Source organism: Variovorax sp. KBS0712 (assembly GCF_006323185.2).
GTDB lineage: Bacteria > Pseudomonadota > Gammaproteobacteria > Burkholderiales > Burkholderiaceae_C > Variovorax > Variovorax boronicumulans.
The window spans coordinates 1867730-1885921 of record NZ_VCCD02000001.1 but is presented as its reverse complement, the minus strand read 5'-3'; the positions used below and the strand labels follow the sequence as shown (position 1 = coordinate 1885921).

Below are 18192 nucleotides of genomic sequence, written 5' to 3'. Positions count from 1 at the left end.
GTGCGCGCCGCTCTTCAGCGGTTCGCGGCGGTGACCGAGGCGGCGGGCGTCACGGCGCCGGGGTTGGCCGAGAGGTTGCGCTGCAGGATGTTGGAGAACTCTTCGATGTAGGTCTCCAGGGCGATGGCGATTTTGTCGATCTCGCGCGCGAAGCGGTTGTAGCCGACCACCGCAGGAATGGCGGCGAACAGGCCGATGGCCGTGGCCACCAGCGCTTCGGCAATGCCGGGCGCCACGGTGGCCAGCGTCACCTGCGTGAGGGCGGCCAGGCCGGTGAAGGCATGCATGATCCCCCAGACCGTGCCGAAGAGGCCCACGTACGGCGACACCGAACCGACGGTGGCCAGGAACGACAGGTTCTGCTCGGCCGCATCCAGCTCGCGCTGGAAGCTCGCGCGCATGGCGCGGCGGGCGCCGTCGAGCAGCGTGGCCGCGTCGGTCACGTGGCGTTCGCGCAGTTTCTGGTACTCGCGCATGCCGGAGGCGAAGATGCGCTCCATGGGGCCGGCGAACTTGGCGTTCTGCGCCGCCGAGGCGAACAGCTCGTTCAGGCTGGTGCCCGACCAGAACTCGCGCTCGAAGTCGTCGTTGAGCACGCGGATGCGCTTGAGGGCGAAGTACTTGCGGATGATGGCGGCCCAGCTGGCGACCGACACGATCACCAGCAGCAGCACGACCAGTTGCACCACGAAGCTGGCGTGGAGCAGGAGATTGATGATGGAGAGATCTTGGTTCATGGCTTGAAAGGTTGAGTCATGGAGCCGCTGGAGTGCTCGAGGGTTCCCGAAACTTGGGCCGGAATGCGCGCAGGGCGCAAGGTGGCGGCGTCCACCCAGCCGATGCGGATCGTGCCTTCGCACAGCAAGACCGGTGCCGCGGCCCCGGTGCGTTCTTGCTCTGTTTTTGATAGCACGCGCTGAGCGATTATCAACGACGCCGTGCCCAGTTGCCGCAGCTCGGCTGTAACCAGCAGTTCGTCGTCCAGCCGCGAGGGCCGATGGTATTTGAGCTGCGTTTCGCTCACCACGAACTGGCCGCCGGTGGCTTCCTTGAGCTTGCGCTGCTCGACGCCCAGCGAGCGCAGCCACTCGGTGCGACCGCGCTCCATGAACTTCAGGTAGTTGGCGTAGAACACGATGCCGCCGGCATCGGTGTCTTCCCAGTAGACGCGAATCGGAAACTCGAAACTCATGAGGCGATCATGGCCCGCAGGCGCTCGACCGATTCCTGCAGGTGCGCCATCGAACTGGCGGTGGAGAAGCGCACGAACTTCGCGGTCTCGGCCGTGCCGAAGTCGCGGCCCGGCGTCACGGCGAGGTGGGCGCGCTTCATGGTCTCGAAGGCGAAGTCCCAGCTGCCCGAGATGCCGAGCTTGTCGGCCACGCTGGTGCAGTCGGCCCAGGCGTAGAAGGCGCCGTCGGGGACCACGGGCACGTTCAGGCCCAGGGCGTTCAGTTGCGGAATGAACCAGTCGCGGCGGGCCTTGAACTCGGCGCGGCGGCGTTCGTACTCGGCGATGCTCTCGGCCTCGAAGCAGGCCAGCGCGGCGTACTGCGATACGGTGCTCGCGCAGATGAAGAGGTTCTGCGCCAGGCGCTCGACCACCGGCACCAGCACTTCGGGCACCACCAGCCAGCCGAGGCGCCAGCCCGTCATGTTGAAGTACTTGCTGAAGCTGTTGATGCTGATGACGTTGTCGTCGATGGCCAGCGCCGTCTGCCCGAAGGCATCGTCGTACGACAGGCCCAGGTAGATCTCGTCGATCAGCGTGATGCCGCCACGCTGCGACACCACCTCGTGGATGCGGCGCAGCTCGTCGGGCGCGATCGAGGTGCCGGTCGGGTTCGAGGGCGAGGCCAGCAGCACGCCGCGTGTCTTGTCGGTCCAGGCGGCCTCGACCTTGGCGGCGGTGAGCTGGAAGCGCTCTTCGGCCGTGGTCGGCACCAGCACGGCCTTGCCGTCCGCAGCGCTCACGAAGTGGCGGTTGCAGGGGTAGCTCGGGTCGGGCATCAGGATCTCGTCGCCCGATTCGATGAGCGCGAGGCAGGCCAGCTGCAATGCGGCCGAGGCGCCGGCCGTGACGACGACGCGGCGCGCCGGCACGTCGACGTTGAAGCGCTGCTTGTACCAACCGCTGATGCGTTCGCGCAGGTGATCGAGGCCGGTGGCCTGCGTGTACTGCGTGGCGCCGGCGCGCACGGCGCGGGCGGCGGCTTCCTGCACCAGGGGCGGGGCGGTGAAGTCGGGCTCGCCGATGTTCAGGAAGATCATCGGACGGTCGGTGTGGGCCACTTCGCGGGCCAGCACCCCAGCGGCTTTCGCGACCTCCATCACATAGAACGGTTCGATGCGCTGCGCGCGCGTCGAGATCCTCATGGGCGCGCCTTGCCGGTGGCCCGGTCGGCTTCCACTTCAAGCGGGCGCAGCTGCGGTGCCAGGCCGTTGAGCACGGCGTTCACGTACTTGTGGCCGTCGGTGCCGCCGAATTCCTTGGCAAGCTCGATGCACTCGTTGAGCACCACGCGCCACGGCACGTCGGGGCAGTTCTGGAACTCGTACACGCCGATCCACATCACGGCGTGCTCGATGGGCGAGATTTCGGCGAACTTGCGGTCCAGCAGCGGCAGGATCAGCGCGTCGAGCTGCTCGGCGCCGTTGATCGAGCCGTGCAGCAGCGCGTCGTAGTGCGCCGCGTCGGCCTTGTGGAAGCCCGCGAGGTCGCGCGTGAAGTGGTCGATGTCGGTCGGGTCGTTGCGGCCTACCAGGTGCTGGTAGAGCGCCTGCAGCGCGAACTCGCGCGCGCGGCTGCGGTTCGATTTGGCCGCGGCCTTGCGTGCGCCCGTGCTGGTGAGGCCGGTGCGCGACTGGCGGGGCTTGGCGGACTTGGAGGTGTCTTCGGTCATGAAAGGGTGGCCAGCAGTTGTGCCATCTCGACCGCCACCTGGGCTGCGTCGCGGCCCTTGTCGGTCTGGCGGGCGACGGCCTGTTCGAGGTTTTCGGTCGTGAGGATCGCGTTGGCGATGGGCAGGCGGTAGTCGAGCGCGACGCGGCTCACGCTCGCGCCCGATTCGTTGGCCACCAGTTCGAAGTGGTAGGTCTCGCCGCGGATGATGCAGCCCAGCGCCACGAGCGCGTGGTAGCCGCCGCGCTCGGCGAGCGCCTGCAGCGCCACGGGCACTTCGAGCGCGCCGGGCACCTGCACATGATGGATGTCGGAGGCAGCCACGCCGAGCGCCTCGAGCTCCGACAGGCAGGCCGTGGCCAGTGCGTCGGTGATGTCGGCGTTGAAGCGCGCCTGCACGATGCCGATGCGCAGGCCTTTGCCGTTGAGGGTGATCTCGCCCTTGTTGGAACCTTGCATGGTCGTTCAGTCTTTCGTGAGGTAACCGGCGATTTCGAGGCCGAAGCCGGCGGCCATGCTCGGCATGCGACGCGGCGCGCCGAGCAGGTTCATCTTGTGCACGCCGCATTCGCGCAGGATCTGCGCGCCGATGCCGTAGTTGCGCAGGTCCATGCGGCCGCGCTCGGGGGCTTGCGCGGGGCGCGCGGTGCCGTCGAACTGCGCGAGCAGCTCGGCCGCGGTTTCGCCGCAGTTCAGCAGCACGGCCACGCCCTTGCCTTCGTTCGCGATGTGCGAGAGGCTGGCGTCCAGGCTCCAGGAGTGCATCGGGCGGTTGACCTCGAGCGCGTCGAGCACCGACAGCGGTTCGTGCACGCGCACCGACACCGTCTCTTCGGGCGCCCACTGGCCGCGCACCAGTGCCAGGTGCACGCCGCGGCTGGGCTTGTCGACGAAGGCATGGGCGGTGAAGGTGCCCCAGTTGGTCTGGATTTCGCGGCAGCCGACTTTTTCGACCAGCGATTCGACGCGGCTGCGGTGCTCGATGAGCGCGGCAATCGTGCCGATCTTGAGGCCGTGCTCGGCCGCGAAGATCTGCAGGTCGGGCAGGCGAGCCATCGTGCCGTCTTCGTTCATCACCTCGCAGATCACCGAGGCGGGCGAGCAGCCGGCCATGGCGGCCAGGTCGCAGCCGGCTTCGGTGTGGCCGGCGCGCATGAGCACGCCGCCGTCCACCGCCTGCAGCGGGAAGATGTGGCCGGGCTGCACCAGGTCGGCGGCCACGGCGTTGCGCGCCACGGCGGCCTGTACGGTGCGGGCGCGGTCGGCGGCCGAGATGCCGGTGGTCACGCCTTCGGCCGCCTCGATGGAGACGGTGAAGGCGGTCGAATGCTTGGCGCCGTTGCGCTGGACCATCGGCGGCAGCTGCAGCCGCTCGCACATCTCGCGCGAGAGCGTGAGGCAGATCAGGCCGCGCGCGTGACGGGCCATGAAGTTGATGGATTCGGCGGTGATGTGGTCGGCGGCGATGACGATGTCGCCTTCGTTCTCGCGGTCTTCCTCGTCCACGAGGATGACCATGCGGCCGGCGGCCAGCTCGGCCACGATGTCTTCGACCGGGGAGATCGGTGCGGGTGCACGGTCGGCGCGCGGGGCGCCGATCGGCGTGACGGAGGCGTTCATTTCGAAGTGTCCTTGGGAGACGTGGAAGACGTCAGAGAGGGGGTGAGCATGCCGGCCTGAAGCATGCGCTCCACGTAGCGCGCCACGGTGTCGATTTCGAGGTTGACCTTCGAGCCGGCCTTCAGGCCGCCGAGGGAGGTGTTTTCCACGGTGTGCGGGATCAGGTTGATGCTGACCTCGGCGCCGCCTTCGATGTCGCTCACGCTGTTGACCGTGAGGCTCACGCCGTTGATGGTGATCGAGCCCTTGTAGGCCAGGAAGCGCGCCAGCGCGGGCGGTGCGACCACGCGCAGCTCCCAGCTTTCGCCGACCGGCGCGAAGAAGCTCACGTGGCCGATGCCGTCCACGTGGCCCGAGACGATGTGGCCGCCGAGGCGGTCGCTCGCGCGCAGGGCCTTCTCGAGGTTGATGCGGCTGCCTGCGTCGGTCAGGCCGGCCGTCTTGTCGAGGGACTCCGCGGAAATGTCGATGGTGAATTGCCCGCGTTCAGGTGCGAGCGTGGTGACCGTCATGCAGGCGCCGTTGAGCGCGATGCTGTCGCCGAGCCCGACGTCGTCGAGGTAGCCGTCGGGCACCTCGATGCTGAGTCGCTTGCCGTAGGAGGAGGAGGTGCCGAGGTCGTGGATGGCGGCGATGCGCCCCACGCCGGTGATGATTCCGGTGAACATTTCCACATTTTCGCAGACATCGAGGGGTCTTCGGCCCGAAGGGCCGGTTTGCGGCTGCGAATGTGCTGCGCCGCGTGGGCGGCGGCTCAGAAGCGGTCGCGGCCGGCGACGCGCGCGACGATGCGCAAGTCGGGCCCCAGCATGTCCACCGACTTGAATTCGAGCGGCAATGCGCCCGCCAGCGAGGTGAGCGGGCCCTCGGCGTGCAGATGGCTGGCGATGTCGAGCCCGCTGCCGATCAGCTTGGGTGCCAGGTACACCAGCAGCTCGTCCACGCAGCCTTCGCGCAGCAGCGAGCCGTTGAGCTTGTGGCCCGATTCGACGTGCAGCTCGTTGACGCCGCGCGCCGCGAGGTCCTGGAGCATCGCGGGCAGGTCGACCTTGCCGTGCAGGTTGGGCAGGCAGGTGATGGTGGCGCCGCGGGCTTCGAGCGCGGCCGCCTTTTCTTCGTTGTGCCGGCTGGCGGCGTAGATCCAGACGGCGCGGCCAGCTATGAAAATGTGAGCGTCGGGCGAGGTCTGGAGGTGGCTGTCGACCACCACGAGGTGGGGCTGGCGCGGTGTGTCGACCAGGCGCACGTCCAGGCGCGGGTTGTCTTCGAGCAGCGTGCCGACGCCGGTCAGCACGGCACCGGTGCGGGCCCGCCAGGCGTGGCCGTCGGCGCGCGCGGCCTCGCCGGTGATCCACTGGCTCACGCCGTTGTGCAGGCCGGTGCGGCCGTCGATCGAGGCGGCGATCTTCATTCGAACCCAAGGCTGCTTGCGGACCATGCGGCTGAAGAAGCCAATGTTGAGTTCGCGGGATTCGTCGGCGCCCGGGCCGACTTCGACCTCGACGCCCGCCGCACGCAGTCGGGCAAAGCCCTGTCCCGCCACGAGCGGGTTCGGGTCGGCGAGCGAGGCCACGACGCGGCGCACGCCGGCGGCGATGAGGGCGTCGCAGCAGGGGCCGGTGCGGCCGTGGTGCGAGCAGGGTTCGAGCGTGACGTAGGCGGTGGCGCCCGCAGTCGAATGGCCTTGGGCCTGCGCGTCGCGCAGCGCCATCACCTCGGCATGCGGTCCGCCGGTCTGCTGCGTGTGGCCCTGGCCGATCACGCGGCCGTCGGCGTCGCACAGCACGCAGCCGACGCGCGGGTTCGGGTCGGTCAGGCGGATCGCGGAAGCGGCCAGCCGCAGGGCTGTGGCGATGTGGGAGGCGTCGTGTGGGGAAGAGGACATGCCGGGTTCGTTCACGCCTTCTCGGAGGTCAGATGTCGCGCAGCAGCTGTCGGAACTCGTCCACGTCCTCGAAGCTGCGGTACACCGAGGCAAAGCGCACGTAGGCGACCTTGTCGAGTTTCTTGAGTTCGCGCATCACGAGTTCGCCGACCTTCGTCGAATCGATTTCGCGCAGGCCGCTGGCCAGGAGCTTCTGTTCGATGCGCAGCAAGGCGTTGTCGATCTGCTCGATGCTCACGGGGCGCTTGCGCAGCGCCAGCATCATCGAGGCGCGCACCTTGGTCGAGTCGAAGTCGGCGCGGCTGCCGTCCTTCTTGACCACGACGGGGAAATTGACGTCGGGGCGCTCATACGTGGTGAAGCGCTTGTCGCAGGCGCTGCACTGGCGGCGCCTGCGGACGAAGTCGGCGTCTTCCGAAACGCGGGTCTCGACGACCTGCGTTTCGAGATGACCGCAAAAAGGGCATTTCATGCGGCCAGTGCTTCTCTTCTTCTATTTACGAAATCAACGGTAGACAGGGAAGCGGCTCGTCAAGGCGTGGACCTTGGCGCGCACCGCGTCGATGTTCGCCGCGTCGCGCGGGTTCTCGAGCACGTCGGCCACCAGGTTCGCCGTGATGCGGGCCTCTTCGTCCTTGAAGCCGCGCGTGGTCATGGCGGGGGTGCCGATGCGCACGCCGCTGGTGACCATCGGCTTTTCCGGGTCGTTGGGGATCGCGTTCTTGTTGATCGTCATGTGGGCGGCGCCCAGCACGGCTTCGGCTTCCTTGCCGGTGATGCCCTTCGAACGCAGGTCGACCAGCATCACGTGGCTTTCGGTGCGTCCGCTCACGATGCGCAGGCCGCGCGCGGTGAGGGTGTCGGCCACGATCTGGGCGTTCTTGACCACCTGCTGCTGGTAGGCCTTGAACTCGGGCGTCAGGGCTTCCTTGAACGCGACGGCCTTGGCGGCGATCACGTGCATCAGCGGGCCGCCTTGCAGGCCGGGGAAGATGGCGCTGTTGATCGCCTTCTCGTGCTGCGACTTCATCAGGATGATGCCGCCGCGCGGGCCGCGCAGGCTCTTGTGCGTGGTCGAGGTGACGATGTCGGCGTGCGGCACCGGGTTGGGGTACACGCCCGCGGCCACGAGGCCGGCGTAATGGGCGATGTCGACCATGAAGATCGCGCCGACGTCCTTGGCGACCTTGGCGAAACGCTCGAAGTCGATGTGCAGCGAGTAGGCCGAGGCGCCCGCGATGATCAGCTTGGGCATGTGCTCATGCGCCTTGCGTTCCATTGCGTCGTAGTCGATGGCTTCGTTGGCGTCCAGGCCGTAGCTCACGACGTTGAACCACTTGCCGCTCATGTTCAGCGGCATGCCGTGGGTCAGGTGACCGCCTTCGGCCAGGCTCATGCCCATGATGGTGTCGCCGGGCTTCAGGAAGGCGAGCATCACGGCTTCGTTGGCCGAGGCGCCGCAGTGCGGCTGCACGTTGGCGGCGTCGGCGCCGAAAATCTGCTTGACGCGGTCGATGGCCAGTTGCTCGGCCACGTCGACATGCTCGCAGCCGCCGTAATAGCGCTTGCCCGGGTAGCCTTCGGCGTATTTATTAGTGAGCTGCGAGCCCTGGGCGGCCATGACGGCCGGCGAGGCGTAGTTCTCGCTGGCGATCAGCTCGATGTGATGTTCCTGGCGCGCGTTTTCGGCTTGAATGGCGGCCCAGATTTCGGGATCGGTCTGTTCGACCAGGATATTGCGTTGGTACATGGCAGTCCTTTGAAGACGAGGTCCTTGTTCAACCAAACAAGGGCTGCCCAGGCGAACGGCTGAACGCCTGTTGTGGTCAGGCGGCACGCTTCCCAGTGGTATTCCACGTCAGCGCGTGGCACCTTTTTCAGGGTGCTGCGCCTATCGCCAGTCGCGTACAGGCCGAGTGTAGCGCAGGCCCGCACGCATCCGGGCCGGGAGGGCCGGCAAGGCCTCAGGAAACTGCGGAGAGCAGGGCGACCTTGGCCGGCTCGCTGCCGGTGGCGGGCTCTTCACCCGCGGGCTTGGCCGGTGCCACGACCGGAATCGGCTGTGCGCGCGCCGTGGTCGGCGGCGGCACGACCATCGTCGACGGCGCACGGCCGGCGGCAACCTGGCGCAGGCGCTCGTGCTCGGCCAGCACCTTGGCAGCATAGCCGCCGTCGTCGTCGAGGTTGGCGGCGCCCACGTAGTAGCGCAGGCCGCCTTCGAGCGAGCCGGCGCGGGCGATGCATTCCTGCAGCACCTTCACGCCGACGCGCATGTTGGTCACGGGGTCGAAGGCGGTGAGCGTGCCGCCCGCGCTTTCGTACTTGTCGCCGTGCACGCGGGTCATGACCTGCATCAGGCCCTGGGCGCCGACGTGGCTTTGCGCGAACGGATTGAAGCTGGACTCGATGGCCATGATGGCCAGGATCAGCGTCGGGTCGAGCTTGGTGCGCTTGCCGATCTGGTAGGCCTCGGAGACCAGCACGCTCAGCGGTTCGGCCGCGACGCGGTACTTCTTGCTGAGCCAGTAGGCCACCGCCGCCTGCTGCTTGGGCAGCTCGTCAGGGCTTGCGGCCGTGGTGCGCTCGATGGCGGTCGGCTCCAGGTCCGTGGGTTCGGGCGCGGGCTTGCGCGACTGCAGCCAGCCCATCAGTTGTTCCTCGCCGGTCTTGCGCAGGTCGGGACGCGCCACGAGGGCGAGGGCCGCGAACACGATGGCCAGGCCGACCAGCGCAAACCCGTTGTGGGTGATTTCAAAAAAGCCGTCTGCCACATCGGACACGAAGGTCCGTAGCCCGCGGGCTGTGGCATCAAACGCCTTGCTCATCGCTTTTTTCCTTTCTGTGCGGCACCTGGCATGCAGCGCCTGAAAGGGCGGTGGATGAAGGCAGCGGCGCTTGGATTGGTATGTACGAATCAGGCTCCGCGCATGGAGGGGGTGGGGTAGGGAGCGCGGCGGCCTGATCACGCCGGTGGAATTCGGCAGCGGATTCAGGGAGGCCCTGCTGCGTCCGGCAGCAAGGGCAGGCGGGATTCTATCGTGGCTAAATACACGGTCAAGCATAAGGATTTGGTTTCATATGTTAATAAGTGCTTGAGGAATCCCCCCGTCCGAGGGGCTGCCAAGGGGAGCGGGCCTACGGGAAATCCCTTGGAAAAAGGGATTTGCAAAGGAAGGGTGAGACGCCTAATCTGGACGGGCCTGAGGTTTCAGGCGTTTTTCCGAAGTCAGGCAGTCCGAGGTGCAAGTCAAGGACTCGAACGATGGAGGACTCCACGGCGGCAATCTCTTGCTGCCAGCACGGCGGGAACCATTACTTCCGGTCGCGCGAATCGATGGCATGGGTTTTGAGCCCGCCATCAAGCCCGGTGACAAGACACTTCGTCGACTCACCGGGCTTTCTTGTTTGTGGCGCTCACACTTTTGGCCTATCGATCCTGTCGAGGGGCGCGCGGGCATCGCAATGCCTCGCCAAAAGGGAACGCATTCACGTTTCCGCAGACTTTGTTGGCATCTGTTTGCGGCACACTTCTGCGGATGGATGCTGCTTCGATCAAACAGAACAAATGGGTGCGGCGTGGGGTTGTCGCGTTGCTGGTGTTGTTGGCCCTGTGGGTCATCGCGTGGCTGGCGGTGCCGCCGATCGCCAAGAGCCAACTCCAGAAGATCGCGAGCGAGAAACTGGGCCGGCAGGTCACCGTCGGCAAGATCGACTTCAAGCCTTGGACGCTCGAGCTCGCACTGAATGACCTGCGCATCGCCACCGCCGACGGCAAGCAGCCGCAGGTGGCCATCAAGCGCATCTATGCCGACGCCGAGCTGCAATCGCTGTTCCGCCTGGCGCCCGTGATCGACGCGGTGACGGTCGAGGCGCCCGCGGTGCTGCTCACGCACCTGGCCGACGGCAAGTACGACATCGACGACATCCTGGCCAAGCTGGCCTCGGGCCCGCCGCCCGATCCGAAGGCCGAGCCCGCGCGCTTCGCGATCTACAACATCTCGATCAAGGACGGCGCGGTCGATTTCGACGACCAGACTGTGAAGCGCCGGCACGAGCTGCGTGGCTTCATGCTGAATGTGCCGTTCCTGAGCAACCTCGCCTCCAAGCGCGAGATCAAGACCGAGCCCAAGCTGGCCTTTGCGCTCAACGGCAGCCAGTTCGACTCGGCCGCCTTCACGACCCCGTTCGCGCAAAGCCGCAAGACCGACGCCCACGTGCAGTTCAAGGGGCTCGACCTCGTGCCCTACCTGGGCTACATCCCCGGCGGCCTGCCGGTGAAGCTGCAGGCCGGCAGCCTGGATGCCGACCTGAAGATCGATTTCCAGCAGACCAACACCATCGGCCTGAAGATCACCGGCACGGTCGAGGCCCACGGCGCCAAGCTGGGCGACGCCCGCGGGCGCGACCTGCTGGGCTTCGACTCGCTCAAGCTGGCGCTGGCCGACGTGCGACCGCTGGAGTCGGTGTTCCACCTGAGCGAGGTCGCGCTGGCCAAGCCGCAGCTGGTGGTGGCGCGCGACGCCGCCGGCCAGCTCAACCTGATGGCCACCGACCCGGCGACCGGCGCGGCCGAAAAGGCGGCGCCGCTGCCCGCGCCCGCCGCCAGCGCCCCGGGCGGCAATCCGGCCGCCGAGAAGCCCAAGCTCAAGGTGCAGGTCGACAAGATCGCGCTCGACGGCGGCCGTGTCGGCTGGCGCGACGAAACCGTCAAGCCCGCTGCAGCCATCGACCTCACCGACCTTGGCATCAACCTCACGGCCGTCACCTGGCCCATGGAAAAGCCCGCGCAGTTCGACGGCAGCACCACCGTCGCGGGCGCCACGCTGAAGTTCAAGGGCAACGCCACCGACAAGGTCGCCGACGTGCAGACCGAGGTCGAGGCGCTGCCGCTGTCGCTGGCCGCGCCGTACCTGGCGCAGAGCCTGGAGCCCACGCTCGACGGCAAGCTCAGCGGCCAGATCGACGTGTCCTGGGCCCAGCCCGACCTGAAGTTCAAGGCGCGCCGCCTGGCTGCCGACGGCCTGGCGCTGACCCAGGCCAAGACCGCGCTGGCCAGCGTCGGCCGCTTCGAGCTGGTCGATGCCGAGGTCGACATGACCAGGCACACCTTGAACATCGCGTCGTTCACCGCGACCAACCCCAAGGTGAGCGTCGAGCGCGACAACGAGAAGCGCTGGATGTTCGAGCGCTGGCTCAAGACCCCGGCCGGCGGCGCCAAGGTGGCGGCGCCCAAGCCGGCCGACGCCGGCGCGGCGCGCCCCAACAGCGCCAACACCAAGCCCTGGGCGCTGACGCTGGGCACGCTGGCGGTCGACAACGGCAGCCTGTCCTATGCGGACAAGGCCGGCTCGGCGCCGGTGGCGATCGAGGTCACGGCCTTCAAGCTGCTGGCCCAGAAGATCGCACCCGACACCAACACCGTCTCGCCGCTGCAGGTATCGGGCCGCATCGGCGCGGGCCGCCGCGCGGACCCGGGACGCTTCGACTACAAGGGCAACATCGTGCTCAAGCCGCTGGCGGCCGAGGGGCGGCTCGAGGTGGCGTCATTCCCGGCGCATGCCTTCAAGGCCTATTACGCCGACGCGCTCAATGTGGACATCCGCCGCGCCTTCGCGAACTACCGCGGCACGGTGCGCTATGCGAGCGCGCCGGCCGGCATGAGCCTGAAGCTGGCCGGCGACACCGCGCTGGACGACTTCCGCGCCAACAGCGTCTCGCTGACCCAGTCGCCGGGCTTCGACCGCAACAACAGCCAGTTGCTGAGCTGGAAGACCCTGAGCCTGCGCGGCCTGCAGGTCAGCCTCGCACCCAACGCGGCCCCGACGGTGGACGTGCGCGAAACCACGCTGACCGACTTCTTCGCCCGCGTGATCGTCGACCCCACCGGCCGCCTGAACCTGTTGAGCCTGACCAAGAAGGGCGAGGAGGCCTCGAAGGCCGCCGCGGCCGCCGCCACCGAAGCCAGCACCAAAAAGGGCCCGGGCGGCACGACCACCACGACCCGCGCGCCGGTCGCCTCGGCGCCGCAGCGGGCTTCGGGCGGTGCGCCAGTGTCGGCCGAAGCCATGGTCGGCGGCGCGCCCGAGCCTGCGCCGGCTGCGTCCGCACCCGTCGTGGCTGCCGCGCCGGCGGCCGACAGCGGCCCGGCACCGGTCATCAACTTCGGTCCAATGAGCCTGGTCAACGGCAAGATCGACTTCACCGACCTGTTCGTCAAGCCCAACTACTCGGCCGACCTGAGCGAACTGACCGGCAAGCTCAGTTCCTTCTCGTCGAACCCGCCGAACGGGCAGGGCGGCCGACCGGCGCTGGCCGACCTCGAGCTGCGCGGCAAGGCGCAGCAGACCGCGGCGCTGGAAATCACCGGCAAGCTCAATCCGCTGGCCAAGCCGCTCGAACTCGACATCACGGCCAAGATGCGCGACCTCGACCTGGCGCCGCTGTCGCCGTACTCGGTGCGCTACGCGGGCCACGGCATCGAGCGCGGCAAGATGAGCATGGACGTCAACTACAAGATCGCGCCCGACGGCCAGCTCACCGCCACCAACAAGCTGGTGCTCAACCAGCTGAAGTTCGGCGACGAGGTGGCCGGCGCGCCCAACAGCCTGCCCGTGCGCCTGGCCGTGACCCTGCTGGCCGATCGCAACGGCGTGATCGATGTCGACCTGCCGCTGCGCGGCTCGCTCAACGATCCGCAGTTCAGCATCGGCCCGCTGATCTTCAAGGCGGTGGTCAACCTGATCGTCAAGGCCGTGACCGCGCCGTTCAGCCTGCTGACCGGCGGCCTGGGCGGTGGCGGCAGCGGCGACTCGAGCGCCATCACCTTCGAGCCCGGCAGTTCCACGCTGAGCAGCGGCGCCAAGGAGAGCCTGGACAAGGTCGTGAAGGCCCTGACCGAGCGGCCGACGCTGCAGATGACGGTGGTGGGTACCTCCAGCCTCGAGAAGGAGCGCGCGACGCCTACCAGCGCCAGCGCCTGCGCCAGCTGACCCAGGCCGAGAAGCGCCGCGTCGCGGTGCGCGGCGGCCAGACCGGCACCGAGGTGGCGCCGGTGACCGATGCCGAATACCCGGAGCTGCTCACGGCCGTCTACAAGCGCTCCGACATCACCAAGCCGCGCAACATGGTCGGCCTGGCCAAGGACCTGCCGGTGAAGGAAATGGAAAACCTGCTGCTGGCCAGCGTGCCGGTCGACGAGGAATCGATGCGCCAGCTCGCCGTCGAGCGCGGCGCCGTGGTGCGCGACTACCTGCTGGCGCAGAAGCTGCCGAGCGAACGGCTGTTCCTGGGGGCCGTGCGCACCACGGCCAGCGGCAACGACTGGAAGCCCGGCGCCGAGCTGAGCCTGACCATGAAATAGCCGGCGGGGCTTGGCTTTTCGCCTCGCCTTGCCATATATCCTGCGGGCCCTTTTCAGCCCGCTGAACGGTGCGCGCCGCAGTTCCGACACGGAATTCGGCGGGCTGTTCGCCAACTGGGTGAAAATGTCGATGTGCGCCGGCCTTTGCCGGCGCCTTCGCTTTCTCTACCAAGACAACGATTTCGCGCAGTGACCTCTACTTCTTCCAAGCCACACGACCTCCAGGCCCTCGACACGCTCACCGGCGGCGCCTTCACCGCGCCGACCTCGGGCGAGCGCGCCGCGCGCATCCGCGACTGGCTCGCGGGCAACCCTTCGTCCGAGCAGATGCAAGAGGTCTTCAAGGAGTTGAGCGGCCGCGACAAGGGCGCCGCGCGCCTGCTGCGCGAAAAGCTCGACGAAATCAAACGCGCCAAGGGCCAGGAAGCCATCGCCGCCGAATGGGCGCAGAAGGCCGAAACGCTGCTGGCGCAGTCCAAGCTCAACATCGCCGACGCACTGGCTTGGCAGCGTGACGCCGCCAAGGCCGGCGCGCCGTTGTCGCGCGAACCGCTGGCCGGGCTGAAGGCCCAGCTGGCCGAGCGCGTCAAGGGCATCGAAGACCTGCAGCACCGTGCGCAGGTCCACCGCGAAGCCGCCGTCCTGCTGGCGCAGCGCTTCGAAGTGCTGTCCACCAAGGGCTGGAAGGACGCCCAGGCCGCCGAGGAATCGCTGCGCGCCGACGTGACCCACTGGCAGCAGCAGGCCGCCGACATCGTGGCCGATGCCAACTGGAACAGCCTCGACGCCAAGTTCGCCCCCCAGCTCGAAGCTTCCAAGTCGCAGCTGCTCGTGGTGTCCGATTCGTTCCACGGCGCGCTGGCGCAGGCCGTGGCCGCAGCCGCCGATGCCGCCGCGCCTTTGCCCCCGGTGCCCGTCTGGGCCGACGAACTGCGCGCCGCACGCGGCGAGGTGGTGGCGCCCAAGCCCGCCGCGCCCGCCCGTCCCGCCGCACCCAAGGTCGACCCAGCCGTGCGCGCTGCGGCACAAGATGCCGTGCAGGCCGCCCTCGCCAAGCTCGAACAGGAAACCGCCGAAGGCCACGGCAAGGCCAGTGCCGGCGCCGCCGCTGCGCTGCGCGCCGTGCTCAAGGAACACGGCAAGCTGGTCGACGCGCCGCTCGAAGCCCGCGTGCATGCTGCACTGGTCGCCGCCGGCGAACTCGAAGGCTGGCAGCGCTGGAGCGCCGACAAGGTCCGCGAAGACCTCGTCGCCAAGGCCGAAGGCCTGCTCAAGCGCCCCGAAGGCCAGGCCCTTGGTGGCCGCAAGATGCAGGAAACCCTGCGCGCCCTGCGCGACCAGTGGAAGCAGGCCGACCAGGGCGGCGTGCCGAACCACGCGCTGTGGAAGCGTTTCGACGAAGCCTGCAACGAAGCTCACAAGGTCGTCGAGGCCTGGCTCGAGAAGGTGCGTGCCGATGCCGCCGAACACCGCGCCCTGCGCGTCGCGCTGATCGAAGAGGTCAAGGCCTGGGCCGCCGCGCATGCCGGCGCCACCGACCTGAAGGCGCACAACCGCGCGCTGCACCAGTTCGCCGACCGCTGGCGCGATGCCGGCCACGTGGGCGAGAAGGTGTTTGCCGAGCTGCAGCCGCTGTGGAACGAAGCCTTCGGTGCTGCCCGTGCCCCGTTCGAAACCGCGCAGAAGGCCAGCGTCGAACGTCGCCAGGCCATGATCGCCGAAGCCACCGAGCTGGGCGCCCAGCCGATGCTGCGCATCGACGCCGTGAAGGCGCTGCAACAGCGCTGGCAGCACGAGGCACAGAGCGTGCCGCTCGACCGCCGCCACGAACAGAAACTGTGGGACGCGTTCCGCGCACCCATCGACGAAGCCTTCAACCGCAAGACGGTCGAGCGCGAAAAGGCATCGGCCGCCATGAGCGAGCACGACCGCCATGTGCTCGACGCGTCCAAGGCGCTCGACGCGGCCAATGCCGGCGGCGACGCACAGAAGATCCGCGCCGCCATCGCCGGCCTCGAAGCCGCGCTGCGCGGTGAAGTGCCTGCACCGGCACCCGCCACCACGAGCGACGGCCCTTCGGTCGGCGCGACCGGTGTCGAAGCCCCCGGCCAGGCCGCGGCCGAGTTCGGCGAAAGCGCCGAGCAGACGCCGGGTTCGAGCGATGCCGAAGCCACGCCGTCCGCACCCGCGGCAGCAGTGGCCGACGCGCCCGACCTGGTCGCTCCCGCAGACGGCGCCGATGCTTCGGCCCGCAGCGATAGCGCCGCGCACGAAGCAGGTGAAGCCGCAAGCGTCGCGCCGGCCGCGCCGCCGAAGCCCGCACCCAAGCCCGTGGTCGCCATGCGTGGCGACGACCGGCCCAGCAGCAAGAAGGCCGAAGCCGCACCGGCCGCTCGCGGCACGGGCCGCTTCGGTGATCGCCGCGACGGCGGTCGCCCTGGCGCCGGCGGCCCCGGCCGTCCGAACGACCGCGGCGGCCCGCGTCCCGATGCCCGCGGTGGCGATCGCGGCGCGCCGGGCGGTGGCCGTTTCGGCGACCGTCCGCCGCGCGAAGACCGCGGTCCTCGCCTGGGCGATGCCGCCTTCCGCGCGCAACGCGAAGCGCTCGAGCGTGCCGACATGGCGCTGCGCAAGCTGGCCGCGCAGGCCCATGGCGAAGCGCTCACGCAGGTGCTCGGCGCCTGGGAGCAGCGCGATGCCGCCCGCCTGCCGAGCGTGCAGGAACTCGGCCGTGCCGTGACGCCTGCCGTGCGCACCCAATGGTCGCAGGCCGTGGGCGCCGCACCGACGGCCGCCGCGAGCGATGCCGCCGAAGCGCTGCTGCGCCTGGAGATGGCCGCCGAAGTGCCGACGCCCGCCGAGCAACTCGATGCACGCCGCGCGCTGCAGCTCAAGCTGCTGACGAAGCGTGGCGATCCGACGCCGGCCCAGACCTGGGGTCAGGATGCCGGCAAGGTGCTCGCCGCTGCGCACGACGCCGCCACCGCGCGCCGTCTGCAGAACGCGCTGAAGGCCTTGCTGCGCAAGTAAGGCGCCCGCGCGCGTTCATGAGAAGGAGCCCGCCGCGTGCGGGCTTTTTCATGTGTGTCGACCCGTCCCGGCTCAAGGCAATTTGGCCAGGATCTTGTCCATTTCTCCGGCGGTATAGGCGCGCAGGGAGCGCGTGCGCACATTGCCCTGCATGGCGATGGCCAGACTGAACGCACAGAGCGCCTGCTCGTCCTCGGACTCCAGCACGCAGACCACATCGCAGTCGCCCATGGTCCAGAAGATCTCGCGCATGTTGACGCCGAGCTTCTGGGCGGTTTCCTTGGCGGCGGCAGCGCGTTTGGTGGTTTCCTTGACGCTCTGGATGCCCTGGTCCGTGAAGCTCAGCATGCCGATATAGGTCACCATTTTCTGCTCCTGTGTTGTTATCCGCGGGGGCGAATCACATGAAGCAACGCCGCCCCCGATGGCGACGCTCCAGGTCATCGGGCGCGCAGCGACGCTGTGGAGGGCGATGGCCGCAGCGATGCTACGCCGGGGGCCTGCAAAGGCAAGGCGCTCCCGATCGGCGCCTACTCAGGACGAGGTATGCGGACCGCGATCGCGCGCGCAAGCAAGGAAACCAGATGCGAGGGGCGGTCAGACCTGCGCAGGCCGAAAGAACGCATCGAAGAGAACCAGCACTCCCGGGAAGTCCCGCGCGAAGTTCGGGCGGTTCACGAAGTAGGCCTCGCAGGCCACCGCGAAGAACTCGCTGATCGAGGTGGCGCCGTAGTCGTCGAGCCAGGGCGGCTCGGCGCCGAAGCGCTCGGCGAGGATGGTCTTTTCGCGGAAGTCGTCGTAGGCCGGCTGCAGCACCGCCATCCAGGCCGCGCGGGCCTCGCGCGCACTGCGCCGGCCCATGAAGTCGGCCGGCAGCGGCGGGCAGCCGTCGGCGATGCCGTTGCGCATGTCGATCTTGTGGGCGAACTCGTGGATCACGACGTTGTAGCCGCCTTCGCTGGTCACGCTGCTCGCGAGCACGTCCTGCCAGCTGAGCATGACGGGGCCCTGGTCCATCGCCTCGCCTGCGACGACCTCTTCGTACTCGTGCACGACCAGCGCCTCATCGACGATCTTGCGCTGCGCCACCACCTCGGACGGATGCACCACGATGCCGACGAAATCGTCGTACCAGTCGAGCCCGTCCTTCAGGTGCAGCGCCGGCAGCACGGCCTGCGCCGCGATGGCCAGCGCCACCTCGTCGGTGATGACGAAGCCCTGCGTGCCATGGAATTCCTTGTCCCGCAGGAACTCGGCCGCCAGCGTGCGCAGCCGCTGTTGTTCCGCAGGCGGCAGTTCGCCCAGGAAGGCGTAGCGCGCGAGCGTGGCGCGCCAGGCGGCATCGGGAATCGGGGGCAGGGTGCGCAGCCGGCGCAGCCACTTGAACATCGGCGG

Annotated in this window: 15 protein-coding genes, 1 pseudogene and 1 riboswitch; of the genes and pseudogenes, 3 read left to right on the top strand and 13 right to left on the bottom strand. The window is 68.4% G+C overall.

The genetic code is table 11. The features are described 5' to 3' along the window. Nucleotides 1–14: 14 nt before the first annotated feature. The 11 genes from tolQ to FFI97_RS08655 form a co-directional block, all read right to left on the bottom strand. A complete protein-coding gene (tolQ, locus tag FFI97_RS08705) occupies nucleotides 15–737 on the bottom strand; it encodes a protein TolQ (protein WP_070060387.1) in 723 nt (240 codons plus the stop codon). Then, a complete protein-coding gene (ybgC, locus tag FFI97_RS08700; protein ID WP_139705473.1) occupies nucleotides 734–1192 on the bottom strand; it encodes a tol-pal system-associated acyl-CoA thioesterase in 459 nt (152 codons plus the stop codon). Before ybgC ends, tolQ begins: the two co-directional genes overlap by 4 nt. Further along, nucleotides 1189–2376, bottom strand: a complete 1188-nt coding sequence (locus tag FFI97_RS08695) for a pyridoxal phosphate-dependent aminotransferase (protein ID WP_139705475.1) — start codon at nucleotides 2374–2376, stop codon at nucleotides 1189–1191. Before FFI97_RS08695 ends, ybgC begins: the two co-directional genes overlap by 4 nt. Then, complete coding sequence (gene nusB, locus FFI97_RS08690) at nucleotides 2373–2903, bottom strand: transcription antitermination factor NusB (RefSeq protein WP_062481565.1); 531 nt, start codon at nucleotides 2901–2903, stop codon at nucleotides 2373–2375. Before nusB ends, FFI97_RS08695 begins: the two co-directional genes overlap by 4 nt. Next, nucleotides 2900–3361: a 6,7-dimethyl-8-ribityllumazine synthase gene (gene ribH, locus FFI97_RS08685; RefSeq protein ID WP_070060391.1), complete on the bottom strand. Its 462-nt coding sequence runs from the start codon at nucleotides 3359–3361 to the stop codon at nucleotides 2900–2902. Before ribH ends, nusB begins: the two co-directional genes overlap by 4 nt. 6 nt (nucleotides 3362–3367) lie before the next feature. After that, a complete protein-coding gene (ribBA, locus tag FFI97_RS08680) occupies nucleotides 3368–4522 on the bottom strand; it encodes a bifunctional 3,4-dihydroxy-2-butanone-4-phosphate synthase/GTP cyclohydrolase II (RefSeq protein ID WP_139705478.1) in 1155 nt (384 codons plus the stop codon). Further along, nucleotides 4519–5190, bottom strand: coding sequence for a riboflavin synthase (locus FFI97_RS08675; RefSeq protein ID WP_139705480.1), 672 nt, complete (start codon nucleotides 5188–5190; stop codon nucleotides 4519–4521). The genes ribBA and FFI97_RS08675 overlap by 4 nt, the downstream gene beginning before the upstream one ends. An 86-nt stretch (nucleotides 5191–5276) precedes the next feature. Continuing rightward, nucleotides 5277–6407: a bifunctional diaminohydroxyphosphoribosylaminopyrimidine deaminase/5-amino-6-(5-phosphoribosylamino)uracil reductase RibD gene (ribD, locus tag FFI97_RS08670; protein ID WP_139705482.1), complete on the bottom strand. Its 1131-nt coding sequence runs from the start codon at nucleotides 6405–6407 to the stop codon at nucleotides 5277–5279. Nucleotides 6408–6435: 28 nt separating this feature from the next. Beyond that, a complete protein-coding gene (gene nrdR / locus FFI97_RS08665) occupies nucleotides 6436–6879 on the bottom strand; it encodes a transcriptional regulator NrdR (RefSeq protein ID WP_007836918.1) in 444 nt (147 codons plus the stop codon). 33 nt (nucleotides 6880–6912) lie between these two features. Continuing rightward, nucleotides 6913–8157, bottom strand: a complete 1245-nt coding sequence (gene glyA, locus FFI97_RS08660; protein WP_139705484.1) for a serine hydroxymethyltransferase — start codon at nucleotides 8155–8157, stop codon at nucleotides 6913–6915. 38 nt (nucleotides 8158–8195) lie between these two features. Next, nucleotides 8196–8322: riboswitch (ZMP/ZTP riboswitch) on the bottom strand. A gap of 49 nt (nucleotides 8323–8371) precedes the next feature. Next, nucleotides 8372–9232: a lytic transglycosylase domain-containing protein gene (locus FFI97_RS08655; protein ID WP_062481551.1), complete on the bottom strand. Its 861-nt coding sequence runs from the start codon at nucleotides 9230–9232 to the stop codon at nucleotides 8372–8374. 711 nt (nucleotides 9233–9943) lie between these two features. Between FFI97_RS08655 and FFI97_RS08650 the strand changes: the two are divergent. The 3 genes and pseudogenes from FFI97_RS08650 (at nucleotide 9944) to FFI97_RS08640 (ending at nucleotide 16797) form a co-directional block, all read left to right on the top strand. Continuing rightward, nucleotides 9944–13767: pseudogene (locus FFI97_RS08650) on the top strand (DUF748 domain-containing protein). Nucleotides 13768–13777: 10 nt separating this feature from the next. Then, complete coding sequence (locus tag FFI97_RS08645) at nucleotides 13778–13960, top strand: hypothetical protein (RefSeq protein WP_139705488.1); 183 nt, start codon at nucleotides 13778–13780, stop codon at nucleotides 13958–13960. Further along, nucleotides 13957–16797, top strand: coding sequence for a DUF349 domain-containing protein (locus FFI97_RS08640; RefSeq protein ID WP_144004407.1), 2841 nt, complete (start codon nucleotides 13957–13959; stop codon nucleotides 16795–16797). Before FFI97_RS08645 ends, FFI97_RS08640 begins: the two co-directional genes overlap by 4 nt. A 72-nt stretch (nucleotides 16798–16869) precedes the next feature. Here the strand turns inward: FFI97_RS08640 and FFI97_RS08635 are convergent, their stop codons facing one another. Next, on the bottom strand, nucleotides 16870–17163 hold the full coding sequence (locus FFI97_RS08635) for a GYD domain-containing protein (protein WP_139705490.1): 294 nt from the start codon (nucleotides 17161–17163) through the stop codon (nucleotides 16870–16872). A gap of 231 nt (nucleotides 17164–17394) precedes the next feature. Continuing rightward, nucleotides 17395–18186, bottom strand: coding sequence for a zinc-dependent peptidase (locus FFI97_RS08630; RefSeq protein WP_139705492.1), 792 nt, complete (start codon nucleotides 18184–18186; stop codon nucleotides 17395–17397). Between the last annotated feature and the right edge of the window lie 6 nt (nucleotides 18187–18192).

Excerpts from the sequence above, each read along its gene's own strand:
- tolQ (WP_070060387.1), bottom strand. The coding sequence starts at position 737 with ATGAACCAAGATCTCTCCATCATCAATCTCCTGCTCCACGCCAGCTTC.
- ybgC (WP_139705473.1), bottom strand. The coding sequence starts at position 1,192 with ATGAGTTTCGAGTTTCCGATTCGCGTCTACTGGGAAGACACCGATGCC.
- FFI97_RS08695 (WP_139705475.1), bottom strand. The coding sequence starts at position 2,376 with ATGAGGATCTCGACGCGCGCGCAGCGCATCGAACCGTTCTATGTGATG.
- nusB (WP_062481565.1), bottom strand. The coding sequence starts at position 2,903 with ATGACCGAAGACACCTCCAAGTCCGCCAAGCCCCGCCAGTCGCGCACC.
- ribH (WP_070060391.1), bottom strand. The coding sequence starts at position 3,361 with ATGCAAGGTTCCAACAAGGGCGAGATCACCCTCAACGGCAAAGGCCTG.
- ribBA (WP_139705478.1), bottom strand. The coding sequence starts at position 4,522 with ATGAACGCCTCCGTCACGCCGATCGGCGCCCCGCGCGCCGACCGTGCA.
- FFI97_RS08675 (WP_139705480.1), bottom strand. The coding sequence starts at position 5,190 with ATGTTCACCGGAATCATCACCGGCGTGGGGCGCATCGCCGCCATCCAC.
- ribD (WP_139705482.1), bottom strand. The coding sequence starts at position 6,407 with ATGTCCTCTTCCCCACACGACGCCTCCCACATCGCCACAGCCCTGCGG.
- nrdR (WP_007836918.1), bottom strand. The coding sequence starts at position 6,879 with ATGAAATGCCCTTTTTGCGGTCATCTCGAAACGCAGGTCGTCGAGACC.
- glyA (WP_139705484.1), bottom strand. The coding sequence starts at position 8,157 with ATGTACCAACGCAATATCCTGGTCGAACAGACCGATCCCGAAATCTGG.
- FFI97_RS08655 (WP_062481551.1), bottom strand. The coding sequence starts at position 9,232 with ATGAGCAAGGCGTTTGATGCCACAGCCCGCGGGCTACGGACCTTCGTG.
- FFI97_RS08635 (WP_139705490.1), bottom strand. The coding sequence starts at position 17,163 with ATGGTGACCTATATCGGCATGCTGAGCTTCACGGACCAGGGCATCCAG.
- FFI97_RS08630 (WP_139705492.1), bottom strand. The coding sequence starts at position 18,186 with ATGTTCAAGTGGCTGCGCCGGCTGCGCACCCTGCCCCCGATTCCCGAT.